Source organism: Micromonospora sp. NPDC051006, assembly GCF_044456245.1.
Classification (GTDB): domain Bacteria; phylum Actinomycetota; class Actinomycetes; order Mycobacteriales; family Micromonosporaceae; genus Micromonospora.
On sequence record NZ_JBITFP010000003.1, the window covers coordinates 247,435 to 268,427 of the forward strand.

Sequence of the window (20,993 nt, forward strand, 5' to 3'; positions counted from 1 at the left end):
TGTTCAGCGAGATGAATGGCTCGTTGCGGCCCACTCGCAGATCGCCGCGAGAGGTGTCTCCAGCGTGTGCCCGAGGTCCGTGAGCTCGTACTCGACGTGTTGCGGCGCGCTCGCCTTGACCACGTGGCGCCGCACGAGCCCGTCGGCTTCCATTGCGCGCAACGTCTCGGTCAGCACCTTCTGGCTGATCCCGGGCAGACGGCGGCGCAGCTGCGCGTGCCGCTGTGGCCCGGCCAGCAGCGCGTAGATCAGCAGGAGCCGCCACTTCGCCGCGAACCGCTCCAACGCTGCCGCGTCGAGCAGCTTTCCTCGAGTACATCGGGGATGACGAGAGCCATCGGATCTCCCGGTCGTTCGGCGCTGCTGTCGATAGCCGGTCGCTGCGTCGGCGCCGTACCGTCCGGGCCCGCGCTCTCGCTCAGGTCCCTGCCGTGGCATGGGCACCTCGAAGTGCCTTCTGGTCCGTGCCAGCGCCGCGACCGTCAGGGCGTGTCGTAGGAGCGGCCCTGGTCGCCGGGACGGGCCCGGCGGCCAGGGCCGCGACGCTCTTCGACGGTGCCCGGTGGGTTCTGGCCCACTTTTCGTGATCGCCTTTTGGAGTCTACGGCTGGGTGGATTCGTAGCCCTGCACCACTTGGTTAAGGCCGATCGGGCCAACGCTAACTCCGCCGCCTACCTGTTCATGAGCGGCGGTTCGGGTCACTAACCTGGGCGACATGGCAGAACCCTCGGAGTACGAGCTTGCGGCGTGGCGTGACATTCAGCGGTTCAAGGGCAGGCCGCTGTCGGCCGCGTTGCGCAGCGCCGGCGAGGGCGTGTCCAACGGCGCCGCGGCACTCGGTCGGCGTGCACTCACGCACCTGGAAAATCACCCGGGAGCCCAATCAGCCGTGTCGCGGGGGCGCGGCATCGTCGCCAAGGGTGCGGGCGCCATCGGCACCGGGGCTCGCAAGGCCGCCGGCGTCCTCCCCACCAGCGCGGCGGACTGGAGTGGCAGTGCTCTGGGCTCGATGCAGCGAACGGTGGCGAAGATTTCGCGAGCGGGGCTCTCGCCCAAGCGGGTGGTGGAACTCCACCAGAAGCGCGGGCACGACGTCACCAAGCTCTCCGACCTGCGGCGCCTCGACCTCGAGCAGATCCACGCGGTCCGCGGGCGGGCTTTGAGCTGGTACTACCCGGCTACTGCCGCAGTCTCGGGGATGGGCGCGGGGCTGGTGATCTCGGGAGGCGAGCTGGCTACCGCGGTCTCCGGCGGCGCGGCGGCGGCGCCGTCGGGAGGTGCCATCGTCAGCGCTCTCGCCGGCGACGCCGCCATCGTCATCGGACTCGCATCCCGCGCGGTCGGCCATGTCTCGCTGCTGTACGGCTACGACCCCGAAGAACCAGCCGAAAAGCTCTTCGTGCTGTCCGTCGTCAACGCCGGGACGGCCGCGTCCGTCGGCGCGAAGAACGCCGCCTTCGCCGACATCTCGCGCCTCACCCAGGCACTCGTCCGCGGTAAAACGTGGAAGGTCCTGAACGATTCGGTCGTAGCCCGGATCGCCGGACGGTTCGCGGAAGCGGTCGGCCACACCCTCACCAAGAAGGGCCTCGGCAAGGTCGTGCCGGTAGCCGGAATCCTGGTCGGCGGCACCCTCAACTGGACCACTCTGGAGGGAATCGTCGACACCGCCGAAATGGCGTACCGACGCCGGTTCCTGCTGGAAAAGTACCCTCAACTTCTAGACGAGGAACCAATCGAAGCCTTCGTTGTTGAGGACACGGACGACCCGAACGACGTAGTCGACGACGGGTTCAGCGTGCTCGACGAACTCGCCGTGGAGGGCGGACCCGACCTGCGCTGAATCCGGAGCGGGCCGCCTACGGCAGGAGCTCGACGAAGCCGCCGCTGCCGTGCATCCGAATGCGCTGGCCGTCACGGATCGGACGGGTGGCCCGCTCGACACCGATGACGGCCGGCAGGCCGTACTCCCGGGCAATGACAGCACCGTGGGCAATCAGCCCGCCGACCTCGGTGACCAGGCCCGCGACGGCGACGAACAGCGGTGACCAGGCCCAGCCCGACCTGTGCCGCCTGGCTTGCACCTACCGTTCGGCGCTGGCCTCGACGCCGCCCGTGACCCTCGTTCCGGATCGGTGGCTGCACTTCACGATGCAGGGCATCGGGTGTACTGACGAGATCCCCGACGAGACGTTGGCCGCCAACATCAGGGAAGCGGGCGAGCAGCTCGCCCACCACGCCCGAGGTTGAGGTCGACTTCGGGAAGGTCGTCGTCGCGGACGAAGCCATCGTCATGCCGGCGATGCCCGCCGAGGCCGGCCAGCAAGTACGCGCCGGGACTCGGACAGCCATGGACGGGTCGTGAGTGAGGACCAGTCGCGGAGAATGCCCGCCCGTACCGGCCACACGTGAGCGCCGCCTACCCGACTGCAGATGGGCCGGCGGAGCCTTAAATCCGGGCCGTCGAGGCCATCGAGCCGGCACCTGCCACCGTTCGGATCAGCCACGTCGACCTGACCGAAATGCACCGCGACGGGCGCATGTACGAGTGGGACGTCCTTGTCCGGATCTCTTTTGACCGGGCAGGGGTGCGGGGCCAGCCGCAGGAGCTCTTGAAGCAGGCGACGGCCACTGAGGCGGCGGCTGGCGCCCGGCAGACATTGACAGGGCCCTGGGCGCGGAGTGAGCGCACCCAGGGGCCCTGTGTTCCTAGCCGAGGGGCTATCGATCAGCCGGCTTATTCGGCATCGTCGACATCCTCGAACTCCTCGTCTACGTCCTCGTTCTCCGCTTCTTCGGCGGCCTCATAGAAGGAGGCCCAGAACCGGAGGTCACCACTGATTTTCATGAGGCGATTGGCCAAGTCCTCCGCGTGGCCACTTGGCCATCCCTGCTCCCGTACGAGCTTCCTTGTGGTGCGACCCGGGATTTCGGCGACGACCCGGATCGTGCTCTCCAAGGAGTCCACCAGCCCAGAGACTCGACGGCGCTCCCGCGCGAAGGTCGTCTCCGGTGTGTCGACGTCCTCGCCGAACACTGGGCCGACCTCGTCTGCGGGGGAGAAGGTTAGGCGAAGCCACCTGTTGTCCGCGAGGAGGACGGACCCATCGCTGCTGCGGATCGGGCTGCCTTCACCGTCGACCTGGACCGGCACCCGATCGGCCCGACCTTCGACCACCGCCGCGTGCAGGGTTCGCAGTCCATGTTCGGACTCTGTCATCCGCTGCAAGACGGCATAGGGGGCTCGCTTGTCATTGAACGTACTAACCTCGCGACGTAGGCGCCGATGGATCGCGAGGTAGTAGCCTCCGCGCACGGCCAGCTCAACGCCTGACGGCCCTGACATGGAGCCGTCCGTGCTCGCGAGCTCTCGCAACGCCTCGGTCAGAAGCAAGTCGGGGTCGTTTGTCGTGCGACGCCACCCATCTTCCCTGAGCGCCGGCCACAAGAGCGTTCGCTGCAGAGTGCTCCGGGCGCCCTTGACGGCGTCCGCCTCGCTCTCAGGCTGGGTAGACCGCCAGGGCCGGAGGGCCAGCTCGGTCGCAATCTGCGTCTTGAACTCCCTGTTGACCCGGCTCTTGGCGGTAATCCGCAACACGCCCCGGCGGAATGGCTTGTGTGCACTGTCCGGGAGGAACCTGGCGGCGATCTCCGCGACACGGGTGTCGAGGTGCCGGTCGAATCCCTCTTGATCGGCCTCCGCAGGAGAGATCGTGGCCCGATACCAGCGACCCTCAACCGACGTTATGCGACGTCCGTCGACGAATTCCTCGATCACCGCGTCGCCAAGCGCATCGTTTTCGCTCGCCTTCCCCCACGCCTTTGGCGGTTCCACGTGTGTGATGCCGACGATGAAGCGGATCGCCTGGTCGTACCGCAGGTGACGCGCGGGGCTGTCCGGCACGAACCTCAGAACGACGGTGGCCGGCGCCACGAGAGCGTGCGTCCTCTTGACGGCGCTCTCCGCGACCTGCTCGATCGGCCGCTGCGCGTCAGCGATAACGTCTCCGATTAGGCCCCGAAACCTACGCTCGTTCTGCGGGAGCTGGTAGACCACCTCTTCGGCCTTCAGGTCGTGGAGGCGGTGGGCCGCGCTGACTCGGCTGCTGCCATCCGCCGCCCCGAGGATCCAGCTCGGAGGCGCTCCATCCGTGTGCTCAATGCGAACGACGCTTAGAAGCAGGTCACGCAACACCCCGTGCTGCCCGATCGTGGTCGAGAGGTCGTTCACCCTCTCCAAATAGGCGTTGGACCAGTCGAGGGCGCTGACCACGTGTGCGGGTGACTGTGCCGCGATGCTCAGCTCCCCGGCGACACCCTCTGGGGCAGAGATCGGGCCGAGCGGGGGGTACTGGTCCTCCCGTAGTGCACCGGAGAGGGGATACACGCGGGCCGACGCCTCCCGATTGTTCACCGGGAACGTTGTCACTGCCGGAAGCCAGACCTGGACACTGATCGTCTCCAGGGTGCCACCGGGAACTCGCATCAGGTCAGGTGCCTGCAGACGGCGCCGAGCCTCCTCAGGCCGCGCCACCGCCCGGGCAAGGGCCAGAGCCGCGCCCTCGCTCAGGACGTAAGGCTTCAGGCCCTCCGCCAGCTTCTTCACGGCCGCCGCCCGCGGCACGCTCGGCAGCCCGTCCGGCATGCTCGGGAGGTCCTCGTCCTCCTCGAGTCCGCCTTCTGCGGACATGCTGTCAACGTCCCGCTCGTGGGCGTCGGCACCTGGTTCGGGCCGATCTTCCAGGTCGAACTCGTCGGTGTTCCCGGGTGAGTCCAGTAGTGTCATCTGTCTTTCTCCTTGCGACCGCCGTATGGATACGGCTTCCGATGCCAGACGGGCGCTCGGATAGAGCGGGTTCGGCTGGCTTCCACGCGAGATACGCGTGGCCGAGGCCGACCCGGCCGCAAGAGACAAGAAAGCCTCCGCAACCCCCTTCTGGGGCGCGAAGGCTAAGACCCTCTACCCCGCTGAGTCGTCCCGACCTTGAGTCGGTGTCGATCCAGCGGTCGCAGTGCGTGCCAGAGCTGCCTTGACTGACCGCGTTACACGCGGCGTAGTCGTACCTCCGTGGGGGCTCGCGCAGCCTATAGAGGGGAAGCGACTGGGACGCTCTACGTCCAGTGCTCCTAGTTGTACCGTCTCTTCCCGACTGTCGTCAACCTCTGTCTCAGCCACAAGGGGCTGAGCAGGCAAGATGAGCAGGCGCGGGGGCTGCCGGCGATGTCGGGCTCCACTTGATGCGTGACGGATCGATGTCAGATGTTGGGTGACACCGCCGGCTAGGCGATCTTCGGGTTCAGTTGGTGGTGGGCGTCGCGACCCACCAGTCGAATCTTTCTTCCCGCCAGGTCAGCTGGCCCGTGAAGCTCCAGTGCCTGCGGAGGTGTTCGAGGAGGTCCTGTTGGACGGCCTCGATGGCCGCGTCTGGTGGCGTCTGCGGTCAGGTGAGAGGGGGCCGCTCCACTCGATCCAACGATCGCCGATGCCGCTGAAAGCCACCAGCCGGATGCGGCCAAGGTGGTGGTCGACAGCAACGGCGACAGCAACCGACTTGGACGAGGACGCCCGTCCGCAACCGGACAGGGACAGGCGTCCGAGGTCGCAAACGGGGACAGACACCGCCGGACGAGCTGCACAGAGCTTGTAAACGAGACGTCGTGGACAACAGCCCGGTCAGGCGGTTTGCAGCCGGCGCGCGATGTCGAGCAGAGCGGTGAAGGTGTCTCGGTCTGCATCGGTTGGCAGTGGAAGCGGGGTGGCGACGTGGTGGTGGCGACGGACATGGTCCGCTGCGGCAGCGATTACCCCACTCGCCCCCCAGTCCTCGGCCTGATCCGCGGCGAAGTGTTGCTCCAGGGCTTCAATGGCCTCGGGGCCGGCCGGCCAGGACAACGGCGGCTGTCGCAAGCGGCGGTGCGTCGAGGGAACCCCGCGAAGTGGCTAGCTTCTTCGAACGCGGCCGGGCCCTCGTCGATCGTCCGCTCGCACCCAGGTCAGCCGACAGGTTGTTCAGGGACATGGCGAGGTCGGGCGGGTAGGCGGCGGGGTTGGCCTCGGCAAGCCGGCGGTAGAGGGTGGTGGCCTCTTCGATCGCGGTCAGGCCCTCGTCGCGTCGTCCGACTTCGCCCAACACAACTGACAGGTTGTTCCGGGATGTGGCGAGGTGGGGCGGGTAGGCGGCGGGGTTGGCCTCGGCCAGCCGGCGGTAGACGGGCGATGGCGAGGGTAGATGGTGCGCCGCCCGGTTCGCGGTACGCCCACCAGCGGCATTAGGTCGTGGCTGGGAGCCTGACCCAGCTGCGAGGCCCGGTCGGCGGCTCGGTGACGCCGGTGGCTGGACTGGCCTGGAGTTGGAGCCTACGAACTGAACGATGCCGGGGACCTGTAGCTGATGTATCAAACAGTGCTGCCCCAGGCGACGACCGTGGGCGACCTAAACCGATGGCTCGATGGTGACATCGTTGGGCCGGTTGTGGCAGAGTTTGTGGCCTCCTAGACGGTTGCGGACACTGTGGTATGCACGTTTCCTAGAGCTGGCCGCGCCGCTCCGGGCGCTGGCTGGCTGAGCGTGGAACCGGGTCTTCTCAAGCTGGCGGAGATCCGACATAAGCTGTGGCTCGGTTCGCGGCCGAGCGAATGCTGGAGGCGTAGTGAGCGACTGGATCCCGGATGTTCCAACTGACGGCAGTATCGATTTGCCACCGGATCCGAGAGCGCTCGACGCGATCGGGCGGAACCACTCGCTCGAGACGGCGCTCGCTGACCTGGTTGACAATTCGGTCGACGCCGGTGCCACGAATGTCGTGATCAGGCTCGTAGTCGCGGGCGGTCTTCCGCGTGTGCTCTATGTGGCCGACAATGGCCGAGGCATGGCTCCCGACAAGATAGATACGGCCATGACGGTAGGCGGGCGGCGTGACTACGAGAATTCGGACCTCGGACACTTCGGGCTCGGACTCAAGGCTGCGTCGTTCAGTCAGGCACGCAGCCTTACCGTTATGTCCCGCGCTGCCGGCCAGGACCCGGTCGGCCGCAGGTGGCGGGTGAACACCACGACGAAGCGCGACTTCTCATGCGACGTGATTCCCGCTCCGTTCGTCAGCGCAGAGTTCGACCGGGACTGGCGAATCTCGCTCGGTGAGTCCGGAACCATCATCCGGTGGGATGATGTCGTCACTTTCCCGGCCGGGTCGGAGGCCCATCGCGTTGAGATCTTCATCGATCGCCTGATCACCGGCGCGTGCCAGCACCTCGGGATCGTGTTCCATCGCTTCCTCGAACAGGAGCGCCTCAGCGTCGACTTCGAGGTCTACGACGTCGATGAGGCCTATCTCGGGCCTCCGATCCCAGTCACCCCGCTGAACCCGTTCGCATACTCACGGCCGGGTGCTGAGGGCTACCCCAAGACCCTGACCGCCACTGTCGACGGTGTCGACATCTCCTTCAAGTGCCACATCTGGCCGGGCAAGAGCAGCACCCCGTCCTACCGGCTGCGGGGGACGCCGGTTGAATACCAGGGGCTTTACTTCTACCGCCGGGACCGGTTGCTGCAGTTCGGCGGCTGGGAAGGCGTCCACGTGTCGCACGCGAAGCTGCAGCTGGCGCGAGTCGAGGTGGACATCGACGGGGACATCGCCGGCATGTTTCACATGAACGCGGAGAAGTCCCGGGTGCTCGTCGGACTGGAGTTCTCCCGCCTTGCCGCAGCGGCTCGATCGTCCGACGGCGTTAGCTTCAATGATTACTTCGATCTGGCCGAGCAGGTCTATCGAACGGCGAACGCCCGCTCGATGAGGCGCTCACCGATGATCTATCCCGGGGCCGGCTTGCCGTCCACAGTCAAGGACGTGATCCGTAAGGAGGTGCCGCCGTTCCTCGGCCGTGATCCTATCGAAATCCGCTGGATGACCTTTGTGGACGACTCTTTCTTCCGTGTGGACCGAGAGCAAAGCACGTTGTGGCTGAACAAGCGCTACCGGAAGATGCTGCTCGGCGGCAAGCACGGTGGCCTGAACGATCTCCCCCTGGTCAAAGCATTGTTGTACCTGTTGGTGGCGGATTCGTTCGAAGGTAACTACCACGGCGCGCGCGACAAGGACAATATCGAACTGTGGCAGTCCGTTCTCACCACGGCCGTGCAAGCGGAGCGCCGATGACGTCGGCGGCGAACGTGGATAGACGCCACGTCTCGGTCGAGAGCTTCGTTCGGTATCTCGCAAGCGAGGTTCCGGTCGTCCTGCCGATCCGCGGGACACCGGCGGTGTCCGTGTTCGTTCGCCCGGCGAAGCCGGAGCTCGGTTTGCGGATTGAGGTCGACCCGGACACCCAGGCTCCGGTCACCGGGCTAAACAACATCGTCGCTCGTGTGGCGGATCACGAGGGACAGCACTACCTGGAGGTGGTCGTTGTCGCGACGGCCCTGTTCCGGGACGCCTACGCCGTGCTCTGCTCGATGGCCGACCGAATCCAGATCGCCGGGATGACGCCCGCTCACGCGCTACGGGAGACGCTCGGACAGTTGGCCTCCCTTCTCCGCGAGCCTGAGTCGATCTCTCAAGAGCGAGAGATCGGCCTGTTCGGCGAGTTGTTGACGCTCGGTGGTCTGGCGGCGAGAGTCGGCGGTTCGGCGGCAGTGGGTGCCTGGCGAGGTCCTCAGGGCGAGGAACACGACTTCGGGCTGCCTGCTGTGGACGTCGAGGTCAAGACGACGATCAGCGAGCGCCGCGCTCATTGGATCGATTCGCTAACTCAGCTGCAGCCCACAACGGACCGGCCGCTGTGGCTCGTGTCGCACCAATTAACAGCTGCTGGTGTGGGCTTCGGGAGGACGTTGCCGGAACTAATCGACAGGGTGGGATCAACTCTTCCCAGCACGACTCGCGACGACTTCGAGGCGAAGCTGAGCGCGGCTGGGTGGTCCGCCGCCTACGCCACTCAGATGACGTCGCGCTGGGAGCGTCGTACGGAGAGTGCCGCCTTCGAGATCGACGAGCAATTCCCGCGGTTGGTGCCGGACGCCCTGCAGCGAGCCGGCCTGCCGATCGTTCGGTTGATCCAGGTTCGCTATCGAGTTGATCTGGATGGTATGGCCAGCCCCGTCTCCATTCCCGCAGGTATCGTCGCCGCACTCGGATCGTGAGGACGACCATGAACGAACCACTGGTAACCGCATACCTCGGCGCTCTCGGCGCGATGGTGAGCGGGCCGAAGGCCCTGGTGCGGCGGGCCGCCGTCGAGGCGGAGGACATCGCCCCCGACCTCGACGTGTCAGAGGACCGTCTACGGGACTATGTCGCCGCCGCCGACCCCAATGACGAGCTCCGGGTACAGCTGCATATTCGGCTGGCCACCTGGGACCACGCGCCCATCGAATCAGGCCTGTGGATGGGCGACACCAAACCAAACACCGAGCTACGACGTGCGCGGATCATCAATCTGCTCGGCCTCGGGGACAAGACGGCTGCCCAGTTCGCCGACTCCTTCTCGATCGCCACTGACCACGACACCGTGATCGCCGGCAAGTGGGAACCGTGGTACACGGCTGACCTTCAACGGCAACGGGATTTCTACTGGAGCCACTACGTGGCCTACCTTCGTAGGCGGAGGAGGTGGAACGCCAAAGCGATCACTCGTCTGGATGCGGCCACCAGCAGGGTGCTGGAACGGTTCGCCAACCCGGCCCAAAGCAAGCCGGTTCCGACCAAGGGCCTGGTCGTTGGATATGTGCAGAGCGGAAAGACGGCGAACTTCGCCGGAGTCATAGCCAAGGCGATCGATGCGGGCTATCGCCTCATCATCGTGATGACCGGCACGACCAACCTGCTTCGGGACCAAACCCAGCGGCGGCTGGACATGGAGCTGGTCGGCCGGGAAAACATCCTCCGCAGCGTCAACGAGAACGACATCGAGGCGGCCAAGCACATTGACTACTTCGATGATGAGGATTGGATCAACGACCGGTTCAACAGGTATGGGATGCAGCCGTCGGCCCTAGGAAAGCCCGAGATCCGGCGGATGACCACCCGTCGGTTCGACTACCGCTCACTCCAGCAGGGATTGCCGGCGCTGGAATTCGAGCGTAAGGACAAAAATAAGCCCGTCTGGAGCGCGGAGAATCTTTATTCCACCGATGCTCGACTCATCGTGGTGAAGAAGAATGAGTCGGTACTGCAGAATCTCATCTCGGACCTGAAGAACAACGCCGACCGGCTCGAGGATATCCCCGCTCTCATCATCGACGACGAGTCCGACCAGGCGTCTATCAACACCGTCGACCCCGAGAAGCAGTCGCCGGGCGCCAAGAAGGAACGTACCACGATCAACGAGCGCATCTCGACGCTGCTGCAAATGCTCCCTCGGGTTCAATACGTGGGGTACACCGCGACGCCGTTCGCCAACGTCTTCAGCGACTACACAGACAAGAACGACGTGTTCCCGTCCGACTACCTGCTCGCCCTGCGCCGGCCGTTGGATTACATGGGTGTCGAAGATTTCCACGACATCGATTCGTCGGTTCCCGAGTCGGAGCGGACCTTCTCGAACTCGAAGGAGAAGGCGCACGTCCGCCTGATCGATGACGGAGACGAGGAGTTCGCTTTTCAGAAGGCACTCGACTCGTTCGTGCTCGCCGGCGCCATTAAGCTGTACCGACAAGGGCTGAGCCCTGATGAGAACCATTACCGGCACCACACGATGCTCGTGCACGAGGCCGCCAAGAAGGCCAAGCACAACATCCGTGCGGAGACTATTCGAGAACTATGGAGTAGGTCGGGCCACACGCTCGCATCCGGCATGAAGAGGCTCCGCGAGCTCTACGACAGCGACTTCGCTCCGGCGTCCCACGGGCTCGATCTGGGATATCCGATGCCCGCGTCGTTCGCGGAGCTCGAACCGCTGATCGGGCGGGTCGTGCGCAGGATCGCGCCGAACGGCGACCCAGTGTTGGTGATCAACAGCAACAAGGAGCCGGATCAGGAAGAACTGGACTTCGACCGTCGCGCGGTGTGGCGGATCCTGGTTGGCGGCAACAAGCTGGCTCGCGGGTTCACCGTCGAAGGCCTTACGATCACCTACTACCTCCGGACCGTCGGGCACGCCGAAGCCCTGATGCAGATGGGGCGCTGGTTCGGCTTCCGGCCCGGCTACCGCGACCTGGTTCGCCTGTTCATCACCGCCAAAATCCGCGACGCCTTCGAAGCCGCCTGCCTAGATGAGGAGCTCTTCCGCGACGAGCTGCGGCAGTACGCGGTGATGGCGGACGGACGTCCGCTGGTCACCCCTGCCCACATTCAGCCCTTGGTCGCCCGGCATGGGCTCCGCCCGACGGCGGCCAACAAGATGCGCTACGCCCAGCTCGTGGAGAAGCGCAGCCCGAGCAAGGAGCCTAGCTCCGGCTACCCGGCCCTAGTCGAGTCGGAGAAGCTGCGAAACAACGTCAAGGTCATGACCCCGTTGTTACGGGCCGCATCGAGCGAGAGCACCTTGTCCGCTGGCACCCGGAGCTTCGAGGCGTTGACCGGAGAGGTTTCCCACGCGGAGATGGTTGACGTTCTTACGCAGCTCCAGTGGCGGACTGACGACACCTTCAAGGCCGACCTGGCCTGGATCAAGAGCCTGGACAGCCAAGCCGTCGACAAGTGGATTATTGTGCTTCCACAGCGGCGGTCCGACCGTGGCGTGACCATACCCGGCCTCGGCACGTTCTCGCTCCACGGCCGGAAGATCGAGAATGACAGCCTGCGCGGGAACTCGGAGAGCCTTCACCGTGCGGGGCTCGCGTCGCTCACCGGTCGAACTTCAAAGACCGGGTGCGCGATCATTTATCCGGTGATCGACAAGGATCGGGCCCGTGAGGACCTCCCGCGCGACACCTGGCCGGACGGTGTCGTCATGGCTATCCGGCTTCAGCTACCTGAGAAGGCGGTCCCGGCCGGTACCCAGCCCTTGGTCTATCGGGCCGCCGCTAAGCGGCCCATCCCAACGGAAAATCACACGTGGTAAGGACGTAAAGTTGCCCGAGCCGTCAGTTCCGGAGAAGGTCCGCGCTGAGGTCATTCGCGAGCTCTACCGCCAGGTGGACACGCTCGACTGGGAGGAGCTCCCTGCGCGCGCCAAGACCGCCTACTACACCCGGTGGGTGGAGGACGACGCGATCGGGGGCGTGCTCGCCGACTACATGACGTCGGAGGGCATGCGAGTGTGGCTCAAGGACGGGCCCCTTAAGGAGTACGCGCGCGCCGTCGAGAGCTTCGGATCGTACGCACAATACGTATCGAAGCACTTGACGCCGCCGAGTGAGTTCCTCTTCCTGATCCTCGGCTCCGGCTGGCGCGTGCGGCCGGAGACCATCCGCGAGAAGCCCATGCACTGCAAAGCCACCGATGGCTCGCGGGAGCGCTACGTGTGTTGGGGTCGGGTGCGCAACTTCCGCGACCTGGTCTGGGCGGCGTTGAATGAGGCGGTCGATTCGGCCGAGCGTCCACTGATCGTCGTCTACGGGACGGACGATGTTCTGATCGACGCCGATAGATCAAGGAGGTTCCGCCGGATCGCGGAACATTGCGGACTTGATGTGGGCTTTGTGCGGCGGGAGTGGCTGGCAGCGGCGGCGGGCTAGGGCTGTTCGTCGCCCAGCGCCGCGTGGAGGCGTTCCAACGCCTCGACCGCGAGATCACCCTCGACGTCATCGGCCCAACCCCGACGCCAGGAGGAACCCTCCCGCAGGATCAGCTCCACGGCCGCTGCGGCGAGTCGCAGCAGGTCCGGGGTGACGTCGACATATTCGGCGCCATCGACGAACCGAGGAGCGTGCGGGGTGGTCACGTCGGGCAAACCGGTGTGGGCCTGAAGGACTACCGTGGCCGCGGCGATCGTCTGAGCTGCGGCCGTATCGGATAGTGAAGCTGAGTCCAGGATCGCTCGCCGCAACACTCCCGATACCGCTTCGGTCCGTTCGGCCGGCGCGGCCGCCTCGAACTGCTCGCACCACTCCGCCGCGTCGTCATTGTCGAAGGGCCCCACGTTCCAGGTGGCCATTTCTCTCCTTGATGAGTCGCGGCTCACGGGCTCAGGTGGATGGTGGCCGCAGAGGATCGGAGGGCGTGGCCAGTGTGGTTCCCGGTGGCCGGGAATGGCAAGCGGAGAGCGGCCGTCGGTGAGCCGGCTCCTAAGATCGACAACTCCGCGGTATGCTTCCGCAATGCTTGAGCCGCGAGGGGAGACCAAAGACCGGACCTCGGTCGAGTTGTTCGCCGGCGGCGGGGGGCTAGCGATGGCGGTCCACCGAGCTGGGTTCCGTCCGCTCCTGGTTAACGAACTGGTCAAGTGGGCCTGCAAGACACTAGAGGCCAACAAGGCGGAGCTCCGAGGCGATGAGGAGTTCATCCCCTCGGTCGGGCAGGCGTGGCCGTTGGTTCCAGGAGATGTGCGCGACATCAAGTTCGATTACCTGTGGGATCAGGTCGATCTTCTTGCCGGTGGGCCGCCGTGTCAGCCGTTCAGCCTCGGCGGAGTCGCCAAGGGCGACGAGGACAGGCGGAACATGTTCCCTGAGATGTTTCGGGCAATCCGTGACATCCAGCCCAAGGCCGTAATCTGTGAGAACGTTCAGGGCTTGCTACGCCCATCGTTCCGGCCCTATTTCGATTACATCGAGCGTGAGCTCGCCCTGCCTTTTGAGCAGCGCGAAGAAGGGGTCAGCTGGCGCGAACACGACGCCGTTCTCCAAGCGCGTCTGTCGGAGGCCCCCGCCGACCCGAAGAAACGGTACGAGGTCGTTACCACTCGGGTCAACGCGGCCGACTATGGGGTGCCGCAGGTGCGCAACCGAATCATCATCGTCGCCTTCCGGTGCGACCTTGAAGTCGACTTGAGGCGGTTCGAGGCCTCCATCGCGCCGACTCATTCCGAAGCCGCACTCGTTCGGTCTATTCAGGACGGCTCGTATTGGCGGAAGCACCCGGAGGTGCCGTACCACGTCCGCGAACACGTAGAGTCGCGGCTGCCGCAGGCGATCCCCTTCGATGACGGAAAGCTCCCATGGCTGACCCTGCGCGACGCGCTTAAGGAGGAGATCGACCGGCGGCGGCCGCTACCGCCGGTTCCCTGGGACAAGCTTGACCGTCGCGAGTACGAACTCGGTGGCGTGCTCGACCACATTGGTTGGCCGGACGCTCGCATCTATCAAGGCCACACGCCGAATGAGCTGGATCGACCCGCGAAGACTGTAAAGGCGGGAGTGCACGGGGTTCCGGGCGGCGAGTCGGTGATGCTCACCGACGACCTGCTCTCCGAGCCGGCCGCTGGTAGCCCGCTGAGGTACCGTCATCGATATATGACGGTCCGCGAGGTGGCGCGGGTGATGACCTTCCCTGATCGCTGGATCATAAAAGGTCCTAGAAGTGAGCAGATGCGCCAGCTGGGGAACGCGGTTCCGGTGCGGTTGGGCGAGTTCTTTGCGCGTGCTATCGCTGGGGCGCTCGATGAGGCCGAAAGTCGACGATGACTGGCGGTGATGGGCGGGTCGACCGCGCCTGGGCCGATTCGCTCCCCCCTGAGCGGGCTTGGAAAGGCCTTAAGGGACGCAGCCGCCGAGCGGTAACGGCGGAACAGGACCGAGCCGCCGGAGGCCCCGATCGCCGGTGGGTTGATCTCGACGGTGGTCGTCAGGCACGCGCCTCGGTGGAGCTGAAGCTTCTCCCGAAGACCAGGCGGCTACGAGCGTATCTCCGCTGGTCGGATCGCGGCCGCTCGCCGAGCAGATATTTAGGGGAGGTCGGCAAGGCCAGCCGCGCTCTAAACCTGGCGGAGGGTTGGCGACTAGCGCGGGAGAAGGGTTTGCTCGCTCCGCCCGCGCCGGTTCCCGGGTCATGGGCCAAGTCCCGAGCTGTCCGCCTGTCAATGCAGGGCAATAAGGGCCGGGACACCGAGCCGGAACGCCAGCTACGCTCCATCCTCTTCCACAGCGGGCTCAGATATCGGGTGAACGCCCGGCCCCTGGAGAAGCTGCGCCGCACTGCGGACGTAATATTCCCGGGCGCGAAGATCGCTGTCTTCGTCGACGGATGCTATTGGCACGGCTGCCCCGAGCACTATCGGCCAGCCCGCGAGAACCAGCAGTTCTGGCACACTAAGATTGATGGCAACAAGGCGCGCGACGCCGAGACGGATCAGCTGCTCGCCGAGGGCGGGTGGCAGTCAATTCGGGTTTGGGAACACGAAGAGCCGCAAACGGCGGCGCTCCGCGTGATCGCCGCGGTCCGGGCAAATCGAGGACGTCCCCAGGAGAACAGCCCGTCTGGCCGGACGTGACATGCTCCGCCCTGGCCTAGGTCGATGCCGAGTGTCCGCCCACGCTGCTGAAGACGGTAGATTCGGTCCTATCACGCTGAAGGCTTAGGCGGAACACCTGAGGGCAGTGTGAATTCGCCGAGGACGGGGTGCGCCGGTCCATCCCGAGACGCGGGTGTCATCCTCGACGCCCACGACGACCGTGCCCTGGTCATCGCCGTCGCGGCCACTGTCCCCGGGCGCCCATAATCGGCATCATGCGCGGCGGCCTGCATAGGCGCTCAAACGCCTTCCATCGCCTTGACGATGCTGAGCCAGGGCCGGTGCTCATGATCGAACACCTGAGACTCGTCGGCCGCGGCGACCGCTACTCCATTGAGTTGAAGTAGATCAATGTTCCGCGTGAACGTAGGGTGATCGGTCAGCGCTGGCTTCGCATGTGGCGCGATCAGGGTGGGAAGACGGAGCCCCAGCGCCTCGTTGAGGATGCCGAGGGCGAGGTTGTCGCTGATGCCGAGCGCCCACTTGTTGATCGTGTTGAAGGTGGCTGGCGCGACCAATACGGCATCCGCTTGGGGTAGCAAGTCTGGCTCACCCGGCCGCCGCCACTCCCAGCGAACCGGGTAGCCAGTCTGCGCGGACAGCGCCTCTCGGTCGATCCAGGTCGCCGCTGTCGGTGTGGCGATCACACAGACGGTCCAGCCGGCCGACATCAGCAGGTCGATGAGTTCGCCGACCTGGAGTGCCGGGGGTGCGGCGCACACGACGAGGTACAGAACCTTCCCGTCAGTCATGTGAGCAGCCCCGCGCGTACCGCCATCGGCCGGAGGCCGGGTGTCGCCGATCGGCGTTCCTTTGACAGCAGGTTGAGCAGCAGCGACCGTGCCTGGACGTTGGCGCCGAGCACCTCAGGCGCGACTCGTTCGGCCTCCAGGAGGTGGAGGACGGCGAGCGAGCTGCCGTCGTTGCCCTTTGTGCTTGCTTCCGCCAGGTCGAGGTGGACCTGTGCCCGTCGCCCGACCAGAGCGATCGGCAGCCGTGACGTGTCCAGCCGGCCTCCGATGTCGATGGCACGTTCGGCATTGCCGGCCGCCACGGCCGAGGACACCGCGTGGATAGTGACGTTCGTCGGCCCGAACCCGGTCCACAGCCGGTTCTGGTCGGATCCGAGGTCCGCGGCGACAGACTGCGCGTGCGCGAGGTGATGTCCGGCCTGCTTCAGGTCACCCCGTCTCGCCGCGATGATGGCGGCGAGAAGCAGGAGCGCGCCTTGCGCGGAGATGAGGTCCGGGTGGGGCGATGAGCGCAGCCGCGCGAGGTGGTCGATGCTCGCATCGGTGACCGCCGCGGCCTCGCCGAGCCGATCCGGGAACCGGAGTAGGGCGCACGCAGCCTGGTACGCGGCGACCGCCGCCAGCGCCTGGTCTTCGGCGAGCTGCGCCGATGTCGCGGCCCGATCGGCGGTGAGCAGCGCCGCCTCGCCGTCACCGACTTTGCAGGCGATCTTCGATGCCGCAACATATGCGGCGGCGAGCAGCTTGAAGGCGGATGCCCGGTGGATGCCTGATCCGGATTGGGTGAGCTCCGTGGCGGCTCGGAGGACCTCCGGGATGTGGCGCGAGGCGGGGACATAGCTGGCCCGCTGATACAGCCCGTGTACCCGGGTAACGGCCCGCCGCACCTCCGGTAGTGAGGCAGGGGAGCGTCCGGCGTTATCGCTCGGCAGGTAGCACGTGAGGAAGGCGCGCAGGCCGGTGAGCAGTTCGGCGCGCGTTGCGGGCTGGATATGGCCGGCGCTGTCTCCCATGATGTTTCCTCGGGCCGTCGCGACGGAGACATCATCGAGGATCTCCTGGAGCTGGTCCAGTGGCACCTGGAGTGCTTCGGCGATTCGGATCCGATGCCACGGGTGGGGATCCGTCTCGGCCCGCTCCCACCGAACGACCGTTGAGCGCTCCACACCGAGGGCTTCGGCGAGTCGCTCCTGGCTGAATCCGAGCATCTTGCGCCGCTGCACCAGCCGGTATCGCTTGAGGGCCACGCGTCCTCCTCCCCGATGAGGCCACTTTAGTGACTGTGCGTCGCGATCAATGGGATGCACAGTGCCTCAGTAATGCCTCACTTGAGCCCAGCGAGCGCTGTAGTTCCTGCTCACCGTCGGTTTCAGAGTGGGGACACAGGCCCGGGGTGGGTGCTGGGCTCCGGTCGGTTCGGGCGCGCGGCCGTACCAACCGACCCCGCCCGCCTCGGCGCCACCTGAAAAGGACAGGCGCCGTCGACCGACGAAGGAGGGCCATGGACTCGATCGACGAGATCCTCGGTGAACTACCTCTACCGCCCTACGTGACCGCCGAAAACGTCGGCTTCGCCATCAAGGCGGTCACCGTGCACGCCGCCGAACAGTGGCCCGACGGCCAACGGTGCCGCAACGATCGCGCCCCGCACCCGTGCCGGCTGCACCGCTGGGGCCGCCGGGCGTTGGATCAGCGCGGCCTCACCGACCGCCAGGTCCAGCTGTTGATCGCCGGGCAGACGGCGCCGCACAGATGATCTACGTGACCGGCGAGCGACTGCACCCGCACGACGTCCGGGCCGCTACCTTTGACAGCCGGTGGCGCGGGCTCGACCCGGACCAGGTGCATGACTACCTCAACCGGGTCGCCGACGAGCTGGAACGTCTGCACCGCGAGCTGACCACGGCGAACACGGAGGCCGAACGCGTCCGTCAGGCGCTGCGCCAATGGCAGTCGCGTCACACCAACTGCCGCCACCGGCAACCGCGAGCGGCCAACAGCAGGTGGCCGCGATGACCGCGCCGCGCTGGATCATTCATCTGCCGACCACGCTGACCAGCCTCGACGGTGCAAACATCCTCGCGGCGGCTCTGCGCGATTCGCTCGGCCACGTCAGCGCCATCGACTTCGGCGAGACCACTCTCAGCGAGGAGGACAGCCAGTTCCTGCGTACCCGGATCTGGTGTGACGCCAAGCTCGACGGGGCCGGCCGCTGCCGACGCCGCGACGACCACGATGGCTCGTGTGGGGCCACGGATGAGGATCCACGCCGGTAGCGTCCGGGGACGCCCGACACCGCGCACGATGACCTGCTGGCCGGCTTCACGGCTCCCCAGCCGTACACCATGGTGGCCGTCGCCGGCGCTCCCCGCGGCCCCGGCGTGCATGTGGTCCTGGATGGCGGCGTGGTCATCTACGTCGGCCGGACCAGGCGGGGTCTGCGGGATCGCCTCCGGCAGCACCTGACCGGCAACCGCGACTCGTCGTGCTGCACGACCAGGTCGGGCAGCTCCTCGACACCCCGGATAACGCGGCGTCGGCCGCCGACATCGCCGGCTGGCTGAGTCGGCGCGAGGTCCGCTGGCAGGAGACTGACAACCCGGAGGGTACGAAGGGAGCCCTCGTCGTCGCCCTCAAGCCGCGCTTCAACGGGAAGGTGCTGATGCCACGTGACGCGGAGGGTGGCGAATAGCGGAGCGGCGCGTGGGTGACTGCCCCAAGCCGGAACGGCTCATGTTTTCACCTTCGGCGCAGATCGATCTCGCTGACCGACCCCGTCGGCGACGTCGAAGCGCGCCTATGCTCTGGGCATCGGGCGAGGCTGCGGTTGAGCGCCAGTCGCGTGAGGCGTCTCCCACGAAGAGGGAAGCATGCGGGAGTACGCAGAGGACCAGCTCGTGCTCGCAGCGGCGTAACAGAAGGCACCGACTGGCGGCCTGTCTCCTGAGGAGTTCCGAGCCCGCCTGGTCGCCGCCCGGCTCGGTCATCCGCTCACCGAGCACGTCTATTCGCTGCGGGCAGCGCGGATCAAATACCTGCCGTTTCAGTTCCGGCCGCTCCTGCGCCTCGCCCACGCCGACGAGCCGCGACTTCTCATCGCCGACGACGTCGGCGTCGGTAAGACGACCGAAGCCGGCTTGATCATGAAGAAGCTGGCTGCCCAGCAGCCGCAGGACCACGCTCGTCCTCTGCCCCAAGGCGCTCGCGGTCAAATGGCGGGAGGACAGGGGCCTATGCGAGCTGGACCCGCCGCCTCGCTGGAGGTCCCTTACCGAAACCTTGACGAGGAAATCCGCTACAGATGGCGGCCACGTGTATAGAGTTTCCCTGTGGGGTTGGGGGACGGATCGGAGGCTGGGAGCATGCCGCTTGGCATGCTCCCGGCCACTTTCAGCTACTCCCAAGCCCTTGAAGCTGGCCTCTCCGAGTGGCATCTGTACCGGCTGCGGGATCAAGGACTCATCGAACCTGTTGGCCGGGGTCTCTACCGGCGCCATGACGCCGAGATGGCGGACATTGATCTCATCGAGGTCGCCCATCGCGCGCCGCCAGCCACGTTGTGCCTGACCACCGCCCTGGCCCGGCACGACCTCACTGACGAGATTCCCTCCCGCATCGATGTCGCCCTGCCTCGCGGGCGGCATCGGCCCACCACCTCCGCGCTGGTCGCCTGGCACTTGTTCGACCCGGCCACGTTCGAAATCGGCCGCACTGAGCTGCCGCTCGACCCGGACACCTCGATCGGGCTCTACAGCCCCGAACGCAGCATCATCGACGCCGTCCGCCTGCGCCATCGGGAGGGGCCGGAACTGGCGTACGCGGCGCTACGGCGATGGCTGAGGCGCCGCGATGCATCGCCATCAAAACTGCTGACCATGGCTCGGCGGTTCCCCAAGGCCGAGCGGCCGCTCCGAGAGGCACTGGAGATCCTGCTTTGACCGTACGTCCGACCCGCGCCACTGTCGCTGGCCGCGCCTACCTCGACCTCCAGAACCTCGCCCGCCGCCCCGGTCGTCCCACTGATGAGCTGCACCAGGTCTATGCACTGGAAGGTTTCCTCGCTCGCCTGGCCCGATCTCCGTACGCGGACAACCTCGTCCTCAAGGGTGGAGTGCTGCTGGCCGCCTACGCCGCCCGCCGGCCGACCCGTGACGTAGATCTTCAGGGCCGATGGATCTCGAATGACAGTGATCAGGTACTCGGCATCGTCCGCGGCATCGCGAGCCGGCACCTCGATGACGGCCTTGGTATTCGACGCGCCGACCGCAACCGCGGAGACGATCCGGGACGACGACGTCTATGCCGGGGTGCGCGTCAGCCTCACCGGCAGTCTTTCCGCCGCGCGGCTGGCCTTCCACGTCGACGTCAACGTCGGCGACCCGATCTGGCCCGATCCGCAGCCGATCAAGCTGCCGCGGCTGCTCGACGGCGAGCTCGTGGTGACCGGATATCCGCTTCCGATGGTGTACGCGGAGAAGCTGGTGACGGCGTTGCAGCGGGGCGAGGCGAACACCCGCTGGCGCGACTTCGCGGACGTTTATCTCCTGTCGGGTCGGCACGATGTCGACGGCGACGAGCTGGCGGCGGCTGTGCAGCGGGTAGCCGAGTATCGCGAGGTGACGCTCGAGCCGCTGAGTCAGGCCCTCGACGGCTACGCGACGGTCGCGCAGTCACGGTGGGCGGCCTGGCGGCGTAAGCACCGTCTCGACGACCGTCTTCCGCAGGACTTCGGCGCGGTGTTGCAGCGGGTGTCCGCGCTCGCCGATCCGGCCCTGATCGGGGCCGCCGGTGGGCGGACCTGGGTCGCGGCATCCTCGGTCTGGACGATGGCCGTGTGACAGACAACGGGCGCGGCGGGGATCGTAGGTATGGGAATGGGTCCACCGCAGCCGGCACGCCCTACCCGGCA

Annotated in this window: 20 protein-coding genes and 2 pseudogenes; 15 read left to right on the forward strand and 7 right to left on the reverse strand. The window is 66.2% G+C overall.

Annotation, left to right across the window (positions count from 1 at the left end):
- Positions 1-3 precede the first annotated feature (3 nt).
- Positions 4-285, reverse strand: coding sequence for a winged helix-turn-helix transcriptional regulator (locus ACIBBA_RS07450; RefSeq protein ID WP_396694716.1), 282 nt, complete (start codon positions 283-285; stop codon positions 4-6).
- Positions 286-716: 431 nt separating this feature from the next.
- On the opposite strand from ACIBBA_RS07450, the gene ACIBBA_RS07455 reads away from it, so the two are divergent.
- Entirely contained in the window at positions 717-1,844 is a 1,128-nt protein-coding gene (locus ACIBBA_RS07455) for an EcsC family protein (protein ID WP_396694718.1), read from the forward strand.
- A 16-nt stretch (positions 1,845-1,860) separates the two neighbouring features.
- On the opposite strand, the pseudogene ACIBBA_RS07460 reads toward ACIBBA_RS07455, so the two are convergent.
- A pseudogene (locus ACIBBA_RS07460) lies at positions 1,861-2,055 on the reverse strand (PEP-utilizing enzyme); the annotation flags it as partial.
- 61 nt (positions 2,056-2,116) lie between these two features.
- Between ACIBBA_RS07460 and ACIBBA_RS07465 the strand changes: the two are divergent.
- Positions 2,117-2,251: a hypothetical protein gene (locus ACIBBA_RS07465; protein WP_396694720.1), complete on the forward strand. Its 135-nt coding sequence runs from the start codon at positions 2,117-2,119 to the stop codon at positions 2,249-2,251.
- Between the two features lie 487 nt (positions 2,252-2,738).
- On the opposite strand, the gene ACIBBA_RS07470 is transcribed toward ACIBBA_RS07465, so the two are convergent.
- A complete protein-coding gene (locus ACIBBA_RS07470; protein WP_396694722.1) occupies positions 2,739-4,787 on the reverse strand; it encodes a hypothetical protein in 2,049 nt (682 codons plus the stop codon).
- A 1,075-nt stretch (positions 4,788-5,862) separates the two neighbouring features.
- Positions 5,863-6,402, reverse strand: a complete 540-nt coding sequence (locus ACIBBA_RS07475; protein ID WP_396694724.1) for a tetratricopeptide repeat protein — start codon at positions 6,400-6,402, stop codon at positions 5,863-5,865.
- A 250-nt stretch (positions 6,403-6,652) separates the two neighbouring features.
- Here ACIBBA_RS07475 and ACIBBA_RS07480 point away from each other — a divergent pair, with 250 nt between their 5' ends.
- From ACIBBA_RS07480 to ACIBBA_RS07495, 4 genes are read left to right on the forward strand one after another with little or no spacing between them, the layout of a single operon-like run.
- Positions 6,653-8,158 (forward strand): ATP-binding protein, encoded by a 1,506-nt coding sequence (locus ACIBBA_RS07480; RefSeq protein WP_396694726.1) that lies wholly within the window; start codon positions 6,653-6,655, stop codon positions 8,156-8,158.
- On the forward strand, positions 8,155-9,141 hold the full coding sequence (locus ACIBBA_RS07485) for a PD-(D/E)XK motif protein (RefSeq protein WP_396694728.1): 987 nt from the start codon (positions 8,155-8,157) through the stop codon (positions 9,139-9,141). Before ACIBBA_RS07480 ends, ACIBBA_RS07485 begins: the two co-directional genes overlap by 4 nt.
- 8 nt (positions 9,142-9,149) lie before the next feature.
- Entirely contained in the window at positions 9,150-12,002 is a 2,853-nt protein-coding gene (locus tag ACIBBA_RS07490; RefSeq protein WP_396694730.1) for a Z1 domain-containing protein, read from the forward strand.
- Positions 12,003-12,012: 10 nt separating this feature from the next.
- Positions 12,013-12,618 (forward strand): hypothetical protein, encoded by a 606-nt coding sequence (locus ACIBBA_RS07495; protein ID WP_396694732.1) that lies wholly within the window; start codon positions 12,013-12,015, stop codon positions 12,616-12,618.
- Here the strand turns inward: ACIBBA_RS07495 and ACIBBA_RS07500 are convergent.
- Positions 12,615-13,037 (reverse strand): DUF4259 domain-containing protein, encoded by a 423-nt coding sequence (locus tag ACIBBA_RS07500; protein ID WP_396694734.1) that lies wholly within the window; start codon positions 13,035-13,037, stop codon positions 12,615-12,617. The two genes, ACIBBA_RS07495 and ACIBBA_RS07500, sit on opposite strands and share 4 nt — an antisense overlap.
- A 163-nt stretch (positions 13,038-13,200) precedes the next feature.
- Here ACIBBA_RS07500 and ACIBBA_RS07505 point away from each other — a divergent pair, with 163 nt between their 5' ends.
- Together ACIBBA_RS07505 and ACIBBA_RS07510 are read left to right on the forward strand one after the other, a co-directional pair.
- Positions 13,201-14,505, forward strand: a complete 1,305-nt coding sequence (locus ACIBBA_RS07505) for a DNA cytosine methyltransferase (protein ID WP_396694736.1) — start codon at positions 13,201-13,203, stop codon at positions 14,503-14,505.
- A gap of 395 nt (positions 14,506-14,900) precedes the next feature.
- Positions 14,901-15,311, forward strand: a complete 411-nt coding sequence (locus tag ACIBBA_RS07510; RefSeq protein WP_396694738.1) for a very short patch repair endonuclease — start codon at positions 14,901-14,903, stop codon at positions 15,309-15,311.
- A 260-nt stretch (positions 15,312-15,571) separates the two neighbouring features.
- On the opposite strand, the gene ACIBBA_RS07515 is transcribed toward ACIBBA_RS07510, so the two are convergent.
- Positions 15,572-16,084: a flavoprotein gene (locus tag ACIBBA_RS07515; protein ID WP_396694740.1), complete on the reverse strand. Its 513-nt coding sequence runs from the start codon at positions 16,082-16,084 to the stop codon at positions 15,572-15,574.
- Complete coding sequence (locus ACIBBA_RS07520; protein ID WP_396694742.1) at positions 16,081-17,331, reverse strand: helix-turn-helix transcriptional regulator; 1,251 nt, start codon at positions 17,329-17,331, stop codon at positions 16,081-16,083. The genes ACIBBA_RS07515 and ACIBBA_RS07520 overlap by 4 nt, the downstream gene beginning before the upstream one ends.
- A 254-nt stretch (positions 17,332-17,585) precedes the next feature.
- Here ACIBBA_RS07520 and ACIBBA_RS07525 point away from each other — a divergent pair, with 254 nt between their 5' ends.
- From ACIBBA_RS07525 to ACIBBA_RS07555, 7 genes and pseudogenes are all read left to right on the forward strand, one after another.
- Positions 17,586-17,840 carry a hypothetical protein gene (locus tag ACIBBA_RS07525; protein ID WP_396694744.1) on the forward strand — a complete coding sequence of 85 codons (255 nt, stop codon included), beginning with the start codon at positions 17,586-17,588 and terminating at the stop codon, positions 17,838-17,840.
- On the forward strand, positions 17,837-18,100 hold the full coding sequence (locus ACIBBA_RS07530; RefSeq protein ID WP_396694746.1) for a DivIVA domain-containing protein: 264 nt from the start codon (positions 17,837-17,839) through the stop codon (positions 18,098-18,100). The genes ACIBBA_RS07525 and ACIBBA_RS07530 overlap by 4 nt, the downstream gene beginning before the upstream one ends.
- Positions 18,097-18,360: a hypothetical protein gene (locus tag ACIBBA_RS07535; protein WP_396694748.1), complete on the forward strand. Its 264-nt coding sequence runs from the start codon at positions 18,097-18,099 to the stop codon at positions 18,358-18,360. Before ACIBBA_RS07530 ends, ACIBBA_RS07535 begins: the two co-directional genes overlap by 4 nt.
- 209 nt (positions 18,361-18,569) lie before the next feature.
- Positions 18,570-18,776: a hypothetical protein gene (locus tag ACIBBA_RS07540; RefSeq protein ID WP_396694750.1), complete on the forward strand. Its 207-nt coding sequence runs from the start codon at positions 18,570-18,572 to the stop codon at positions 18,774-18,776.
- Between the two features lie 670 nt (positions 18,777-19,446).
- The gene (locus ACIBBA_RS07545; RefSeq protein ID WP_396694752.1) at positions 19,447-20,022 is read left to right on the forward strand and encodes a type IV toxin-antitoxin system AbiEi family antitoxin domain-containing protein; all 576 of its coding nucleotides are present in this window, start codon (positions 19,447-19,449) and stop codon (positions 20,020-20,022) included.
- A pseudogene (locus ACIBBA_RS07550) lies at positions 19,917-20,282 on the forward strand (nucleotidyl transferase AbiEii/AbiGii toxin family protein); the annotation flags it as partial. The gene ACIBBA_RS07545 and the pseudogene ACIBBA_RS07550, both read left to right, overlap by 106 nt.
- 37 nt (positions 20,283-20,319) lie before the next feature.
- Positions 20,320-20,922 (forward strand): nucleotidyl transferase AbiEii/AbiGii toxin family protein, encoded by a 603-nt coding sequence (locus ACIBBA_RS07555; RefSeq protein WP_396694754.1) that lies wholly within the window; start codon positions 20,320-20,322, stop codon positions 20,920-20,922.
- The last annotated feature ends 71 nt before the right edge of the window (positions 20,923-20,993 follow it).

Excerpts from the sequence above, each read along its gene's own strand:
- ACIBBA_RS07505 (WP_396694736.1), top strand. The coding sequence starts at position 13,201 with ATGCTTGAGCCGCGAGGGGAGACCAAAGACCGGACCTCGGTCGAGTTG.
- ACIBBA_RS07555 (WP_396694754.1), top strand. The coding sequence starts at position 20,320 with ATGACGGCCTTGGTATTCGACGCGCCGACCGCAACCGCGGAGACGATC.
- ACIBBA_RS07470 (WP_396694722.1), bottom strand. The coding sequence starts at position 4,787 with ATGACACTACTGGACTCACCCGGGAACACCGACGAGTTCGACCTGGAA.
- ACIBBA_RS07500 (WP_396694734.1), bottom strand. The coding sequence starts at position 13,037 with ATGGCCACCTGGAACGTGGGGCCCTTCGACAATGACGACGCGGCGGAG.
- ACIBBA_RS07455 (WP_396694718.1), top strand. The coding sequence starts at position 717 with ATGGCAGAACCCTCGGAGTACGAGCTTGCGGCGTGGCGTGACATTCAG.
- ACIBBA_RS07525 (WP_396694744.1), top strand. The coding sequence starts at position 17,586 with ATGGACTCGATCGACGAGATCCTCGGTGAACTACCTCTACCGCCCTAC.
- ACIBBA_RS07535 (WP_396694748.1), top strand. The coding sequence starts at position 18,097 with ATGACCGCGCCGCGCTGGATCATTCATCTGCCGACCACGCTGACCAGC.
- ACIBBA_RS07485 (WP_396694728.1), top strand. The coding sequence starts at position 8,155 with ATGACGTCGGCGGCGAACGTGGATAGACGCCACGTCTCGGTCGAGAGC.
- ACIBBA_RS07510 (WP_396694738.1), top strand. The coding sequence starts at position 14,901 with ATGCAGGGCAATAAGGGCCGGGACACCGAGCCGGAACGCCAGCTACGC.
- ACIBBA_RS07490 (WP_396694730.1), top strand. The coding sequence starts at position 9,150 with ATGAACGAACCACTGGTAACCGCATACCTCGGCGCTCTCGGCGCGATG.
- ACIBBA_RS07530 (WP_396694746.1), top strand. The coding sequence starts at position 17,837 with ATGATCTACGTGACCGGCGAGCGACTGCACCCGCACGACGTCCGGGCC.
- ACIBBA_RS07545 (WP_396694752.1), top strand. The coding sequence starts at position 19,447 with ATGCCGCTTGGCATGCTCCCGGCCACTTTCAGCTACTCCCAAGCCCTT.
- ACIBBA_RS07515 (WP_396694740.1), bottom strand. The coding sequence starts at position 16,084 with ATGACTGACGGGAAGGTTCTGTACCTCGTCGTGTGCGCCGCACCCCCG.